We start from the raw sequence: 13,094 nt of genomic DNA, 5'->3' as shown, positions 1-13,094 counted from the left end.
CCCCCGGCCTGCTCCCCCGACCTGCCCTCCCGACCTGCTCCCCCTGCGAAAGGACAAAGATGTCCACGAACAAACCCCACCCGCACCCGGTGCACCTCTTCAGTGCGCTCGCGGTGAAGAAGGCCCTGGACGACGTCATCCTCACGGCGTTCACCGAGCGGACCGGCACCACCGTCGAAGGGGTCTACGACCCGACCAACGTACTGCTCAGGCGCATTGAGGAAGGCGCACGGCCGGAGGTCATGGTCGGGGTGACCGGCTCGTTCCCCGCGCTGTGCGAGGCGGGGGTGATCGACGAGGCCTCGGTACGGGACCTCGCCAGGGTCGGAGTCGGTCTGGCCGTACCGCCCGGCGCCGAGCCGCCCGCCATCGACACGGTCGACGCGCTGGTCACGGCGCTGCGCTCGGCCCGTTCGGTGGCGTACTCGCGCACCGGTGCCAGCGGCGTCCACTTCGCCGGTCTGCTGGAGCGGCTCGGCATCGCGGACGAGGTGAACGAACGGGCCACGGTCGTCGAGAAGGGCTTCACCGCGCTGGCCGTCACCGACGGCCGGGCGGACCTGGCCGTGCAGCAGATGAGCGAGCTGATGTTCGTGCCCGAGGCACGGGTGGTGGGACCGCTGCCGGACGGGGCCCAGCACCTCACCGAGCTGTCCGTCGCGCTGGGCACGGCGGCGGTCGGCCGGGCCGGGGCCCGCGCACTGCACGCGTTCCTCACCGGGGAGGAGGCCCAGGATGCGTACCGTAACGCAGGGTTGGAAGTACCACCGGCGGGCTGAACAGGCCGCCGCCGACGGCCTGTTCCCGCGCCGGAGCAGTCGGCGGGACAGTCGGCGGGACGGTCGGCGCCCATGAACGCGATATTCGCTCTGGTCGCCTTCATCGGGGCCATCGTCGTATGGAACGTGGCGTTCAAGCGCAACATCGGCGAAGCGATGGTCATCGGTTTCCTCGCCGCCGCCGCGTTCGCGGGGACGGACGCGCCGCGCGTCGCGTGGGACGCCCTCGTCGAAGGGCTGAAGTCGGAGATCACCTTCGCCGCCCTGGCCTTCGTCTTCGTCAGCGAACTCCTGACGAGAACCGGGCTCGTCCAGCGGATGATCGACATCCTCAGCTCGCTGCTCGGCCGCCGCAAGGGCGGTTCCGCCTACGCGGCGACGGTCTCGGCCGGTCTCTTCGGGGCAGTCGCGCACAACGGCGCGGCGATCGTCGCGACCATCGGGTCCATCACCATTCCGTGGATGAAGCGTTCGAAGGCGAGCGGCGAAACCGCCGCTCTGGTCCTCTCCGGGAACGCCGGTGTCGGTGCCACCTTCCCCTTCAGCGGCGCCTTCTTCATCCTCCTCGCGGCACCGACCGTACTGCCGGTGCTCACCGCGCAGGACGTGGTCGGCACGATCTTCGTCACGGGTGCCTGGATGGTCGTGCTGCGGCTGGTCATCGCGTACGTCATCGTCAGACGGCGAGGCGTGGGCGCGATGGCGGAGGAGGACATCCACCCGCTGCGCCGGACCTTCGCGGCCGGCTGGACCTCGCTGGTCGTACTGGCCGCCATCGCGGTGCCGATCGTCCTCACCGCGTCGCCGACCAGCGACGTCATCGGCGAACGGCTCGGCGGGCTCGAAGTCTCCGACGTCGTACCGCTGTTGGTCTGGTTGCCGGTGGTGATGCTGCTCGCCGGACTGATCGTCGAGCGGCGGATGCTGCCGCACGGCGGCAGGGAATGGTGGACGCTGCTGTCGGAGATCAGCCCCAAGCTCGGGCTGATCGGCGTCACGATGATCTCGGCGTTCGCCGCCTCCAACGTGCTGAACACCCTGGGTATCGGCGAACAGCTCGCCCCCTACCTGCGCAATCTTGAGGGAGTGCCGAGAATCGTCGCGGCGCTCGTGGTCGGGCTGATCGTGGTGGTCGTCGCGGGCCCGCTCAACACGACGTCCACGCTCGCGGCCGTCGGCCCCGTGGCCTTCGCCGCGCTGACGGCGGCCGACGTCCCGCCGCACATCGCGTTCGCCGCCATCATCGTGTGGGCCTCCTCCGAGGGCTGCTCACCGCCGGGCGCCGCACCGCTGTACGTGGCGGCGGGCATCGCCTCCATCAACCCGGTGAAGATCTTCGTCCCGGTGACGCTGTACTACCTCGTGCCCTCGTACCTCATCGGCGTGCTGATGGTGGTGGGAGCGATTTGGATTCCCGGATGACCCGTGTGAGGAGTACGAATGTGAGGAGTACGAAGATGTATACGTTCTGCCTGAATGCCTCCCGCGTTCTCGTCGCCCTCTTCCTGCTCGCCGGATTCGCGGTGGTCGCGGGCCAGACGGTGGCCATCGCGGTCGGCTCCGCCGCACTGATGAAGACCTTCGGCACCGAGGTCGCCGACACCGCGTGCATCCTGGCCGGGCTGGCCGGAATCTTCGCCTTCCTGCTGCTCTACACGCGGGAGGGGAAGGAGCAGGCGGGAGAGTGGGAGGAATAGTTCCGGCCATGGGCATGAGCACGGACACGGACGGCGCGGAGAACGAGCACGGCTATCTGCTCGACAACCAGCAGTCGGAGGCGGGCGTACGGTTCGGCGCGCTGGCCGAGCTGTTCGACCCGGTGACGTTCCGGCACGTCGACCGGATCGGCCTCACCGAGGGCATGCGGTGCTGGGAGGTGGGGGCCGGCGGCCCGTCCGTTCCCACAGGGCTCGCCGAGCGCGTCGGACCCACCAGGCAGGTGGTCTGTGCGGACATCGACGTGTCCTGGGCCCGGGAGGCCGCCTCCCCGGTGGTCGAGGTCCTGCGCCACGACGTCGCGACCGATCCTCCGCCGCCTGGCGGTTTCGACCTGGTGCACGCCCGGCTGGTCCTGGTGCACGTCGTCGACCGGGCCGAGGCGCTGCGCCGCATGGTCCGGGCGCTGCGCCCGGTGGGGTGCTGCTCCTTGAGGACGCCGATCCGGGGCTCCAGCCCTTGCTGTGCCCGGACGAGTCCGGCCCCGGGCAGCGGCTCGCCAACCGGCTTACGGGCGGACGCCTACTTCCCGATCACCTCGCCCGCCTGCACCGTGCTGGAAGCGGCGACCGTACGGCAGATCCGGGGACGGCTCGTGGCGGCGGGGATCGCGACGGACGCGGACATCGACCGGCATCTGGCGAACGTGGCGACGGGCCAACTCGACCTGGCGACGGCCCCGTTGGTGTCGGCGTGGGGGCGTCGCGCACCCTGATCCCTCAGCTCGCGCCCCGTACCGCCGCCACGATCAGAAAGTTGGGCAGGTGTACGTAACTCTCGATGCCCGGTGTCGTCGGCTCGGCCTCGCGGGCGGTGGCGGGGTCGAGTCCGGGTTCGGCGAGTTCGGTCAACCGGCAGCCCAGTGAGGCGAGTTGGTTGAGGTACACGGAGAGGGGGCGGTGGAAGTCGGAGGCGTGCGTCTGGGCGAGTTCGTACTCCTCCAGATAGCCGCTCAGCCGGTACTCACCGTGTGCGCGCCAGGTCCTCCAGAGCTGTTCGAAGGCGGGGTGGTTGACCGAGAACACGAAGAGCCCGCCCGGCCGCAGCGCCTCCACGCAGGCACGCATGGCGGGCTTCCAGTCGGGGACGGCGGCGAGCACCATGTTGCAGACGACGGCGTCGAAGGGGGCCGACAGGTCCGGCAGCTCCGGCAAGGCGGTCAGATCGGCCTGTACGTACCGGATGCCCTGCCCGCGCTCCCGCTCCTTCGCCCGCGCGTACGTGACCATCGTGTCCGTGGGCTCGACACCCACGACGTCCGCACCGCGCTCGGCCAGCATCCGGCTGAAGTAGCCCTGACCGCAGCCGGCGTCCAGGACCCGCTGCCCCTTCAGGCCACCGTCGCCGAGCATGCGCAGCACCACGGGATTGAGCAGATGCCGCTTGGCGAAGTCCCCCTCGGGGTCCATGGCCTCCAGCACCGCTCGGGGGATGGCGTTCCACTGCCGGATCGCGTCCGCGTTCGTCCACTCGCGATCCGTCCGCTCTCGATCCGCCCGCTCTCGATCCGTCTGCTCTCGCTTCGTCTGCTCTCGCTTCGTCCGCTCGGAAGTCATTCGCCGGACGGTACTCCGGGTTCACCGACGCTGTATACGTCCTTCACCTTCACCTCCGTGACCCCCCGGCCCTCGGGGAAGACCTTGCGCCAGTCGCCGATCACGTGGAGTTCGTCGGTGCCCATGGCCCGTACGACGTGCAGGCCTTCGTCATGGGCCTTGAGGGCCTTCGTCCAGAGGTTGGAGAAGGCCTGGGAGCGGATCAGGTGCATCCAGTCCGGGCGGTACAGCTCCCGGTTGTAGTTCGACTCCCCCATCGTCGAGACGAACTTCGAGTACATCGCCTTCACATACTCCAGCGTCACCTCGTCGCCCTCGGCGAGCGCGGTCTCACGGGCGTCCTTGAGCACGACGCGGAACTTCTCCAGCAGGCCCTCCGTCGCGCCCGAGGTGTACGACTCGTGGATCTCGGGCGGCGCGCAGAGTTGGCGCTTGGGGCCCGAGAGGCGCAGGAGGAGACGGAGGGTCGGCTCGGTGACCCAGAGCGGGCCCGGCTCATCACGGTTGCCGATGGGGTTCGGCAGGACGTCCTCGTGCTCCCACTCCGGCGGGGTGATCAGGTGGACCCCGGCGCGGCGGCGGTCGAAGCCGAAGCCGGTGGAGTGTTCCAGCTGGCCGAGCGGGAGGTGGGTCTTCAGGGCGGAGAGGTACGCGCCGTTCATGTCGAGCGCGGTCACCTCGTGGGCACCGGCGGGGAGTTCGTGGCGGGTCCACTTCGGGCGCGCTTCCCAGATCTGGTCCGCACCCTTGGAGGTCTGCTTGCGCAGTACGTCCGGGATCCACGGGTGGGCGACAATGTCGTACCTGCCGCCCTTGCGGGTCTCGTCGAGGAGCCGCATGGCGTCGGGGATCGCCCGCTTCAGCAGCGCGGCGGTGGCGTCGTCGACGTCGCCCCGGTGCTCGGCGAGGGCCGCCTGCACGGCCTGGGCGATGAGGTCGCCGGGACCGGACTCGTCCTGGAACGCACGGCCCCGGGGCGGCCTCTCCTCCGTCGGCCGCGAGGCCGGACGGCTCGTACGCGTCTGCGTCCTCGTCGGTGTCGGTGTCGATGTCGGCTTCGACTCTGACTTCGACTTCGACTTCACGGCAGGTTCCGTACGTACGGGAACGGCAACGGGAGCCGGGGCAGGGGGAGTTGTGGGGTCGGCCTGGCAGTCGGCGGGGTCCAGGTGCTGGGCGAAGCCGTCCATCCGATGGAGGGCGGGCCGCCCGCAGAGCACGCACGGCTCGGCGGCGGACAGGACCTCCACGTCCCCGTCGTCCTCCTGCTCCTGCCCCGGCCCCTGATCGGGCCCGGCCGGAGCGGCGTCCTCGTGGTCCGGTACGGAATCCAGGTCGGCGTCCGGCTCGTCGGTGCGCTCCGCTGCCGCGCTCCCGAGCTTGTCCCGCAGTCCGTCGAGCAGGTAGGCGTACTTCGTCCGGATCTCGCCGACCGGGTCGCGGCCCGCCTCCCAGCCGCTGACGGTACTGGGGCTGACGCCGAGGGCCCTGGCGATCTGGGCCTTGGAGAGGTGAGCGCGCTCGCGCAGGTCCCGCCGTACCTCCGGGCCGGGCAGTGCGGCGGGCGGGGCGACGGCGGAGAGCAGCGAGTCGATCGCGTCGAAGCCGGAGGTCGAGGTGGCAGAGGTAGGACCGGGCCCGGAGACGGGGCCGGAGGAGGGGCCGGAGCTGTGACTGGAGCCACTCATCGGACCGCCCCCTTCTTCTCCTTCTCCTTCTCCTTCTCCTTCGAGGTGCGGAGCCGGGCCGCGGGCAGGGCGTCGCACGCCCTGGTCGGGCCGTCCAGCAGCTCCAGGGGACGGACGCCGTAGTGGGCGGCGAGTGCGTCCACATCGTCCAGCTGCCACGACGCGGTACCGGACTGGCGGCGCGAGACCTGCGTCTGCGTCAGGCCGAGGACCTCCGCGATCCCCCGCTGCGAGTCCCCGGTCGCCTGCATCAGCGCGGCCACGGTCAGCCGCAGCGACTCCTCCAAGCTCATTCCCATGCCGCGCAACCTATCAAGGCTGATGCGCCTTACGCATGGAACCCACCCCTGACGCGCGATGCTTGCGCGCTCACAGGCTCCGGGAAGTCACCGCCGTCACCGCCCTCACCGCTGTCACCGCTTGTGGCGCTGCCCCCTGGCGAGCTGTTCGGTGACCTTGTCGCTGCCGAAGCGGCGTTGGACAGCGGCCATCAGACCCGGTGCGGCGCTGCCGAGCAGAGCGCCCAGCCGCAGGCCCAGCGGGGCCACGTCCACCTCGGCAAGGTTCTGCTCGACGGCCCTCGCGGTCGCACGTGCCACGTCCTGCGGCGAACGGGTGCCGACTCCCGGGGGCAGGGTCGCGCCGGAGTCGGCGAACATGCCCGCGTCGCTGATGAAGCCGGGGAAGACGGTGGAGACGCCGACGTTGTGGGGCCGCATGTCCTCGCGGAGCGCGAGGGCGAAGCCGCGCATCCCGAACTTGGTGGCGTTGTACAGGGAGGACTGCCCGGACGCGGTCTTGCCGGCGAGCGAGTTGACGAAGACGAGGTGACCGCGGCGGCGGGCGGCCATCCGCTGCCCGGCCAGCTTGGCCATCACGATGGGGGCACGGAGGTTGACGTCGAGCGCACGGTCGACCTCGTGGACGGAGAAGTCGTCCAGCAGGCCCGTCGCGGGAAGTGCGGCGTTGGCCACGAGCACGTCGATGTCGCCCGCCGCCTCCAGCAGTTCCTCGATCGCACCCCGGTCGGCCAGGTCCGCCGGGAGGGCCCGGCCGCCCAGCCGCTCGGCCAACGGCTCCAGCAGGTCCTTGCGGCGCCCGGTGAGCACCACCTCGCTGCCGCGGGCGGCCAGCGCCACCGCCAGTGCCTGCCCGATCCCTCCGGTAGCACCCGTCACCAGTACCCTCGCGCCTCGCAGCTCCATCCCAGGAGGTTCCCAGCAACGCCCCCACCGGACCAGGGCGGTCCGCGCCATTCTCCCCGCCCGCACCGGCCGGATCCGGGCCCTGGCCCCGGCCCGGCCACTGCTTCAGAAGCCGAACCTCCGTGCCCAGATGGTGTTCTCGCGCCCCCGGTGGAACACCGCCAGGCGGCCGGGGCCCGGGGACGCCGTCGCGGTGCCGCTCCAGGCGTAGCCGCCGAGGGACTCCCAGCCGGACCAGCCGATGCCCGCGTCGAACCACTTGTGGTAGACCGCCTGGTCGAGGCCCGTATGGAAGAGGTCGAGTCGCCCGGGTCCCCAACTGGCGGCGGACGGCGCGTCGTTGGTGATTCCACCCATGCTCTCCCAGCCCGACCAGCCGTGGCCCGCGTCGAACCACTTGTGCCAGATCGCCCGGTTGTTGAAGCCGACGCCGAACAGGTCGATGCGCCCGGGGGCCCAGCACGCGGCCGCGACCCCGCCGAAGAACTCGCCGCCCAGGTCCTCCCAGCCCGACCAGGCCCCGTGGTCGTACCACCGGTGCTTCATCGCCAGGGTGCCGTCCCGGTCGCAGGCGAACAGGTCCATGCGCTGCGGACCCCAGGAACAGACCGCTATCGGGTGCTGGGACTGGCAGTCGAAGCGCTGGAAGCCGGTCCACGGGGTGGCTTTGAGGCCGTTGTAGCTGTTGTGGTAACCGAAGTGGAAGAAGGCGTCGAGGTACTCCTGCCCCATGGAGACGACCGCGGGCGGGACCCCGAGGGAGCCGGGCTGTCCCAGCGACTTCCAGGGGGAGTTCACGTCGAAGGGGTCGGTCTTGTGGACGGGGAGGAAGTTCTCACCGAGGGAGAAGAGGTCGATGCGGCCGTACTTGCGGGCACACGCCGAGGCGTAGCCCGTCACCCGGCCCGGCACCTCCCACCAGTCGCTCCAGCCACCCATGGCAACCTCCCACCGCGCACACCGACGAGCCGACGCCGACGGTTCGGCCCCCGCGACTCGGCCCCCTGCCATGGAGCCACGGCCGGGGCGGGGGCGCCAGTCCCGTGCGGACGTACTTCCGCTGGTACGTGCCGCGGGCGGGCGGGCGCGGCGCTAACGCCGGAAGCGCCGTACCCCGGTGTCCTCTTGGCCCTCCTGCCCTGTTCCGGCCGCGCCCCGCGCCTGGCCGTCGACACGTTCGAGCTTGGTCCAGCCGGACCAGCCCCGCTCCTTGAGCAGCTCCATCAGCCGACGGGCCGGCGGCGCGGTGTCAAAAGCCAGCGTGTCCATCAGCTTCACGAACGGTGGCTCGATGTCGGCGTCGTCGACGTAGTCATCGCCCTGTGCGTCGGCCAACTCCGCGATGTAGTCGGCCAGTTCGTCGGCCAACGCCGCCAGCTCGGCCGCCTCGTCCGCCTCCGCCGACGCCACGGACCGTGGGTCCGCGCCGGTTCGGGCGAGCGCCCGGCCCAGGGTGCGATAGAAGTCGACGAGCCGCGGGTCCGCGAGCTGCTCCCGCTTGCGGGCCATCCACTCCGGGACCCGCTCGGGTGAGCGCGCGGCCAGCGGGATCCACCCGTCGCGCTCGACCTGGACGATCCGCTCGTCGACCCCGAGCGCCCGCAACCGGTCGAGGAACTCGACCACCTCCCGGGGCAGCACCAGGTGGTCGCCCGCGGCGAGACGGGCGATCCGCTCGCGGTGCCGCTGCCGTGCCCGGATCTCGGCCCGCAGCCGCTCGTCGATCTCCGCGACCGCCACGGCGAACTCCTCCTCGTCGGCCTGGAGCAGCTCCCGTACGCGCGCCAGCGGGATCCCGGCCTCGGCGAGGGTCCGGATCCTGATCAGCTCGACCACGGCGCCCGCGCCGTACCTGCGATAGCCGGAGTGGTCCCGCTCCGGCTCCGGCAGCAGCCCCTTCGCGTGATAGTGCCGCACGGCTCGCACCGTCACTCCGGCGTACGACGCCAGCTCGCCGATGGTCAGCATCGGACCAGTCTCCTTCTCTCTGCTAGTTCGCGGCGCGGGTCCGGTAGAGACGCCGCGCCCAGAGGTAGCCGGTCAGCCCGATCGCCGCGCACCAGCCGACGGCCCACAGCGAGTCCGTACCGTCCGGCGATCCGGCCAGCAGTCCCCGGGCGGCTTCCATGACCGGCGTGAACGGCTGGTACTCGGCGAACCACCGCAGCCCGACCGGCATCGACCCGACCGGTACGAACCCACTGCCCACGAACGGCAGCAACATGAAGATCATCGGCCAGTTGCTCGCGGTCTCCGGGTTCGGACTGGCCAGCCCGAGCGCCACGGTGAACCAGGTCATCGCGAACGACAGCAGCGCGAGCAGACCGAGCAGGAACGCCCACTGGAGCGCCGAGGCGGCGGCCTCCAGACCGAGCAGGAACGCCACGCCGAGGACCGTGGCGAGTGCCAGCGCGGTCTGGATCAGCGCGCCGAGCACATGCCCGGTGAGCACCGAGGACCTGGCGACGGCCATGGTCCGGAACCGGTCGATGATCCCGCTGGTCATGTCGGTGGCGACCGAGACCGCCGTGCTGATGGACACGCTGGCCACCGTCATCGTCAGGATGCCGGGAGTGATGAACGTCAGATAGGCGCCGCGGTGCCCCGTACCCCCCGTGTCCCCCGTCGGGGCTCCGGGCAGACCGGCGCCCATGGTGCCGCCGAAGACGTAGACGAACAGCAGCAGGAACAGCAGCGGCAGGCCGATCAGCATCAGCGTCTGCGACGGGTACCGGGCCATGTGCTTCAGGTTGCGACGCAGCATGGTCGCCGAGTCCCGGAGGGCGTAGGTCGCGGTGTTCATGCCCGTACCTCCTCGCCGGGGTGGCCGGTGAGGGCCAGGAACACGTCGTCCAGGTCCGGGGTGTGCACGGCGAGCCCGGTGACCGCGCCGTCGTCGGTCCCTTCCGGGTCGTCGAGCCTGTCCAGCAGGTGGCGCAGCGTGGCGAGGCTGCCGTCGTGCGGCAGGGTCACGGTGAGTGCCCCCGGGTTCGGGCTCGCTTCGGGGAACCTGCGCGCCAGCTCGGCCACCCGCCCGCTGTCGGCGGCCCGAAGCTCGATGCGACCGCCGGGGACCAGCCGCTTCAGCTCGGCAGCAGTGCCCTCGGCGACCAGCCGGCCCCCGTCGAGCACGCCGATCCGGTCGGCGAGCCGGTCGGCCTCCTCCAGGTACTGGGTGGTGAGGAAGACGGTGACTCCGCCGTCCACCAACTCCCTCACGATTCCCCACAGTTCACGGCGGCTACGCGGATCGAGGCCGGTGGTCGGCTCGTCGAGGAAGATCAACCGTGGCTCGGCCACCAGGGTCATCGCCAGGTCCAGCCGCCGCTTCATGCCACCGGAGTACGTCCCCGCGCGCCGGTCGGCTCCATCGGCCAGCCGGAACCGCTCCAGCAGCCGGTCGACCCCGGTCGCCGCCCCGCGCCGGTCGCGGTGGCCGCGCCGAACGCGCCGGTCACCGTGGCCGAGGTCGGCCATCAGCCGCAGGTTCTCCCGCCCCGTCAGCAGCTCGTCCACGGCGGAGAACTGCCCGGTCACCCCGATCGCCGCGCGCACCCGGTGCGCCTCGCGCCGTACGTCGTACCCGGCGACCCTGGCCTCGCCCGCGTCCGCCGCGAGCAACGTGGACAGGATCCGGACCATGGTGGTCTTGCCCGCCCCGTTGGGCCCGAGCAGGGCGTAGACGGTGCCCGCCGGGACGGCCAGGTCGACTCCGGCGAGCACCTCGCGGCCGCCGTACGACTTCCGCAGCCCGACGACCTCGATCGCGCTGCCCCTCGCGCTGCTTCTCGCACTGCTTCTCGCACTGCTTCTCGCACTGCTTCTCGTAGTCATGCTGCCATGCTGGGAGGCTGCCCCTGCGTCAAGGTCAACCGCCGCCCCCACCTGCCCGTACGCCTAGGCAGGGTGCGGCGTCGACTCCAGGTAGGCGGCGCGGATGCGGTGCTTGGCGAGTTTGCCGTTGGGGTCGCGGGGCAGTTCGGTGACGAGGTCGATGGTGCGGGGGACCTTGAATCCCGCGAGTGTGGTGCGCAGGGCGTCGCGCAGTTGGGCGGGGTCGAGCGTGGTGTCCGTTTCCGGCTGTACGAGCGCGTGCAGGCGTTCGCCGAATTCGGGGTCGGGGACTCCGAAGACGGCGCAGTCGAGGACTCCGGGGCGGCCGAGGAGCGCGGCCTCGATCTCGGCCGGGTAGATGTTGACCCCGCCGGAGATGACCATGTCGACGGCCCGGTCGCAGATGTAGAGGTAGCCGTCCTCGTCGAGGTATCCCATGTCGCCCACCGAGACGAGTTCGCCGAGGCCGATCTCCTCGCGGGCCCGCTCCCGGCCGCGGTAGGTGAAGTCCGTGTGCGCGGGCTGCCGTACGTACAGGACGCCGACCTCGCCCGGCGCGCACTCCTTCCCCTCCTCGTCGACGACCCGGATCTGCGCGTCGCCGAGCGGACGTCCGACGCTGCCCGGCCGGGCGAGGGCCTCCACCGAGTCGATGACGGTGATGTAGCCGGTCTCGCTGGAGGCGTACGTCTCGTGCACGATCGGCCCGAGCCAGTCGATCAGGGCCTTCTTGACCTCGGGCGCGCACGGGGCCCCGGTCGAGCCGACGAAGCGCAGCGAGGACAGGTCGTAGCGGTCGCGGACCTCGCGCGGGAGCTTCAGCAGGCGTACGTACATGGTCGGTACGCAGTAGAGGGAGTCGATGCGGTGGCGTTCGACGAGGGCCAGGGTCTGCTCGGGGTCGAAGCGCGGCGCGACGACGAACAGCTCCGCGGCCAGGGCGGCGTACTGGGCGTACATGCTCGGTGCGCTGTGGTAGAGCGGTGCCGTCATCAGGGCGCGACAGCCGGCCCGCAGCCCGTACACCTGCTCGACGACGGCGAGGGTGCGGCGGCGGAAGTCGTCGATCTCCTCCACCGGTACGGATGCGCGGACGACTCCCTTGGGACGGCCCGTGGTCCCGGACGTGTAGGCCATGTGCGTGCCCGGGGACACCAACGGGCCGCTGTAGTCGGCCTGTTGGGCGAGCCAGGGCTCGTAGGGGAGGGCCGGTTGTTCGACGGATTGCCCGTCACCCTGCCCGTCACCCTGCCCGTCGCCCTGTCCGTCGCCCTGCTCGCCGCCCACGGCGAGGACGGTGAGGCCGTCGGCGAGTGCCGGGCGCGCCGCTTCGAGCAGGTCCGCGTGGCCGATGACCGCCTGCGCGCCGCAGTCCTCGACGATGTACGCGAGCTCGGCCGGGGTGAAGTGCCAGTTGAGCGGAGAGAAGTGAAAGCCGCCGAGCCGGCAGGCGAGCATGACGTCCACGTACACGGAGTCGTTGCGCAGCAGCACCGCGACCACGTCGCCCGCGCGCAGCCCCAGATCGTACAGTCCTCCCGCCAACTTCCTTGCCCGCGCCTCCAGTTGCTGCGGCGGTATTTCGTTGCCCTCGAAACTGACGGTGGCAGTCATCGGGAGTCCTCTCGTCTGCCGGTGGTGCGCGTGGGCGGTCATGGTAGTTGCCGCTTGCACACAAGCACCACGGGCCCCGGCACCCGTCAGGCGCCGGTCTCTCCGGGACGACGGTCGAGCAGCAGGTCGGCGGCGCGGGCGAGCACTTGGTCCCGGGGGCGGTCACCGGGGTCGGCGGCGAGGAAGTGGCTGCCGATCGCCGCGCAGAAGGCGAGCAGACTGCGGGCCTCGACCTCGTCGGGGTCGGTGCAGAAGGTGCCGATCATCTCGCGCAGCAGGGCCATCCGCCGGTTGTCCACCCGCCGCAGGCGCTCGGCGACGGCCTCGTCGTGCCGGGCCCAGGCGCGGATCGCGAGGTCGATGGGGAGCAGCCGGTCGTCGGAGAAGGTCAGCATGCCCGCGCGGTGGATCTTGGTCTTCGGATCTCCGCCCTCCTCCTCAATGCGGTCGATCACCTCGTCGGTGGCCTCCCGCTCCCAGGTGTCGAGCATCGCTTCCAACAGTGCGCCCCGATCGGCGAAGTATCCGTAGAAGCCGCCCTTGGTGACGCCGAGCCTCTTCGCCAGCACCTCGACGCGCACGGCGTCCGGGCCCGCGGCGGCCAGCGCCCGCAGGCCCTCCTCGATCCAGCTGCCACGTGGCGTGCGCATCGTGCCCATGGGTGTCCCACCTCACTGTCCGCCGTATGTACGGCACCGTATA

14 protein-coding genes are annotated in these 13,094 nt (G+C 71.1%); 4 read left to right on the top strand and 10 right to left on the bottom strand.

Annotated elements, in window-relative coordinates; all coding sequences use genetic code 11:
- Positions 1-59: 59 nt before the first annotated feature.
- The 4 genes from ACH4SP_RS02520 to ACH4SP_RS02505 all read left to right on the top strand — a co-directional run bounded on the left by ACH4SP_RS02520 (position 60) and on the right by ACH4SP_RS02505 (position 3,210).
- A complete protein-coding gene (locus ACH4SP_RS02520) occupies positions 60-779 on the top strand; it encodes a molybdate ABC transporter substrate-binding protein (protein ID WP_398408379.1) in 720 nt (239 codons plus the stop codon).
- A 72-nt stretch (positions 780-851) separates the two neighbouring features.
- Entirely contained in the window at positions 852-2,201 is a 1,350-nt protein-coding gene (locus ACH4SP_RS02515) for a TRAP transporter large permease subunit (protein WP_398408377.1), read from the top strand.
- A gap of 20 nt (positions 2,202-2,221) precedes the next feature.
- Positions 2,222-2,476, top strand: coding sequence for a hypothetical protein (locus ACH4SP_RS02510; protein ID WP_398408376.1), 255 nt, complete (start codon positions 2,222-2,224; stop codon positions 2,474-2,476).
- 8 nt (positions 2,477-2,484) lie between these two features.
- Positions 2,485-3,210, top strand: a complete 726-nt coding sequence (locus ACH4SP_RS02505) for a class I SAM-dependent methyltransferase (protein WP_398408374.1) — start codon at positions 2,485-2,487, stop codon at positions 3,208-3,210.
- A gap of 4 nt (positions 3,211-3,214) precedes the next feature.
- On the opposite strand, the gene ACH4SP_RS02500 is transcribed toward ACH4SP_RS02505, so the two are convergent.
- From ACH4SP_RS02500 to ACH4SP_RS02455, 10 genes are all read right to left on the bottom strand, one after another.
- Positions 3,215-4,051 (bottom strand): class I SAM-dependent methyltransferase, encoded by an 837-nt coding sequence (locus ACH4SP_RS02500; protein ID WP_398408372.1) that lies wholly within the window; start codon positions 4,049-4,051, stop codon positions 3,215-3,217.
- Positions 4,048-5,739: a helix-turn-helix domain-containing protein gene (locus ACH4SP_RS02495; protein WP_398408370.1), complete on the bottom strand. Its 1,692-nt coding sequence runs from the start codon at positions 5,737-5,739 to the stop codon at positions 4,048-4,050. Before ACH4SP_RS02495 ends, ACH4SP_RS02500 begins: the two co-directional genes overlap by 4 nt.
- A complete protein-coding gene (locus ACH4SP_RS02490; RefSeq protein WP_398408368.1) occupies positions 5,736-6,038 on the bottom strand; it encodes a helix-turn-helix domain-containing protein in 303 nt (100 codons plus the stop codon). The genes ACH4SP_RS02495 and ACH4SP_RS02490 overlap by 4 nt, the downstream gene beginning before the upstream one ends.
- Positions 6,039-6,152: 114 nt before the next feature.
- Positions 6,153-6,944, bottom strand: a complete 792-nt coding sequence (locus ACH4SP_RS02485; RefSeq protein ID WP_398408366.1) for an SDR family NAD(P)-dependent oxidoreductase — start codon at positions 6,942-6,944, stop codon at positions 6,153-6,155.
- Between the two features lie 105 nt (positions 6,945-7,049).
- Positions 7,050-7,883 (bottom strand): hypothetical protein, encoded by an 834-nt coding sequence (locus tag ACH4SP_RS02480; RefSeq protein WP_398408364.1) that lies wholly within the window; start codon positions 7,881-7,883, stop codon positions 7,050-7,052.
- A 153-nt stretch (positions 7,884-8,036) separates the two neighbouring features.
- A complete protein-coding gene (locus tag ACH4SP_RS02475) occupies positions 8,037-8,912 on the bottom strand; it encodes a MerR family transcriptional regulator (protein ID WP_398408362.1) in 876 nt (291 codons plus the stop codon).
- A gap of 22 nt (positions 8,913-8,934) precedes the next feature.
- Positions 8,935-9,747 carry an ABC transporter permease gene (locus ACH4SP_RS02470; protein ID WP_398408360.1) on the bottom strand — a complete coding sequence of 271 codons (813 nt, stop codon included), beginning with the start codon at positions 9,745-9,747 and terminating at the stop codon, positions 8,935-8,937.
- On the bottom strand, positions 9,744-10,778 hold the full coding sequence (locus ACH4SP_RS02465) for an ATP-binding cassette domain-containing protein (protein ID WP_398408358.1): 1,035 nt from the start codon (positions 10,776-10,778) through the stop codon (positions 9,744-9,746). Before ACH4SP_RS02465 ends, ACH4SP_RS02470 begins: the two co-directional genes overlap by 4 nt.
- 63 nt (positions 10,779-10,841) lie before the next feature.
- Entirely contained in the window at positions 10,842-12,392 is a 1,551-nt protein-coding gene (locus tag ACH4SP_RS02460) for an AMP-binding protein (protein ID WP_398408356.1), read from the bottom strand.
- 86 nt (positions 12,393-12,478) lie between these two features.
- Positions 12,479-13,051: a TetR/AcrR family transcriptional regulator gene (locus ACH4SP_RS02455; protein ID WP_398408354.1), complete on the bottom strand. Its 573-nt coding sequence runs from the start codon at positions 13,049-13,051 to the stop codon at positions 12,479-12,481.
- Between the last annotated feature and the right edge of the window lie 43 nt (positions 13,052-13,094).

It is taken from the genome of Streptomyces sp. NPDC021093 (genome assembly GCF_044333135.1).
Classification (GTDB): domain Bacteria; phylum Actinomycetota; class Actinomycetes; order Streptomycetales; family Streptomycetaceae; genus Streptomyces.
This window is presented reverse-complemented; position numbering and strand designations above follow the sequence as displayed.

Bases quoted from the DNA above. Each gene is read 5' to 3' on its own strand.
- ACH4SP_RS02485 (WP_398408366.1), bottom strand. From the start codon at position 6,944: ATGGAGCTGCGAGGCGCGAGGGTACTGGTGACGGGTGCTACCGGAGGG.
- ACH4SP_RS02470 (WP_398408360.1), bottom strand. From the start codon at position 9,747: ATGAACACCGCGACCTACGCCCTCCGGGACTCGGCGACCATGCTGCGT.
- ACH4SP_RS02455 (WP_398408354.1), bottom strand. From the start codon at position 13,051: ATGGGCACGATGCGCACGCCACGTGGCAGCTGGATCGAGGAGGGCCTG.
- ACH4SP_RS02490 (WP_398408368.1), bottom strand. From the start codon at position 6,038: ATGGGAATGAGCTTGGAGGAGTCGCTGCGGCTGACCGTGGCCGCGCTG.
- ACH4SP_RS02460 (WP_398408356.1), bottom strand. From the start codon at position 12,392: ATGACTGCCACCGTCAGTTTCGAGGGCAACGAAATACCGCCGCAGCAA.
- ACH4SP_RS02480 (WP_398408364.1), bottom strand. From the start codon at position 7,883: ATGGGTGGCTGGAGCGACTGGTGGGAGGTGCCGGGCCGGGTGACGGGC.
- ACH4SP_RS02500 (WP_398408372.1), bottom strand. From the start codon at position 4,051: ATGACTTCCGAGCGGACGAAGCGAGAGCAGACGAAGCGAGAGCAGACG.
- ACH4SP_RS02515 (WP_398408377.1), top strand. From the start codon at position 852: ATGAACGCGATATTCGCTCTGGTCGCCTTCATCGGGGCCATCGTCGTA.
- ACH4SP_RS02520 (WP_398408379.1), top strand. From the start codon at position 60: ATGTCCACGAACAAACCCCACCCGCACCCGGTGCACCTCTTCAGTGCG.
- ACH4SP_RS02475 (WP_398408362.1), bottom strand. From the start codon at position 8,912: ATGCTGACCATCGGCGAGCTGGCGTCGTACGCCGGAGTGACGGTGCGA.
- ACH4SP_RS02505 (WP_398408374.1), top strand. From the start codon at position 2,485: ATGGGCATGAGCACGGACACGGACGGCGCGGAGAACGAGCACGGCTAT.
- ACH4SP_RS02495 (WP_398408370.1), bottom strand. From the start codon at position 5,739: ATGAGTGGCTCCAGTCACAGCTCCGGCCCCTCCTCCGGCCCCGTCTCC.
- ACH4SP_RS02465 (WP_398408358.1), bottom strand. From the start codon at position 10,778: ATGACTACGAGAAGCAGTGCGAGAAGCAGTGCGAGAAGCAGTGCGAGA.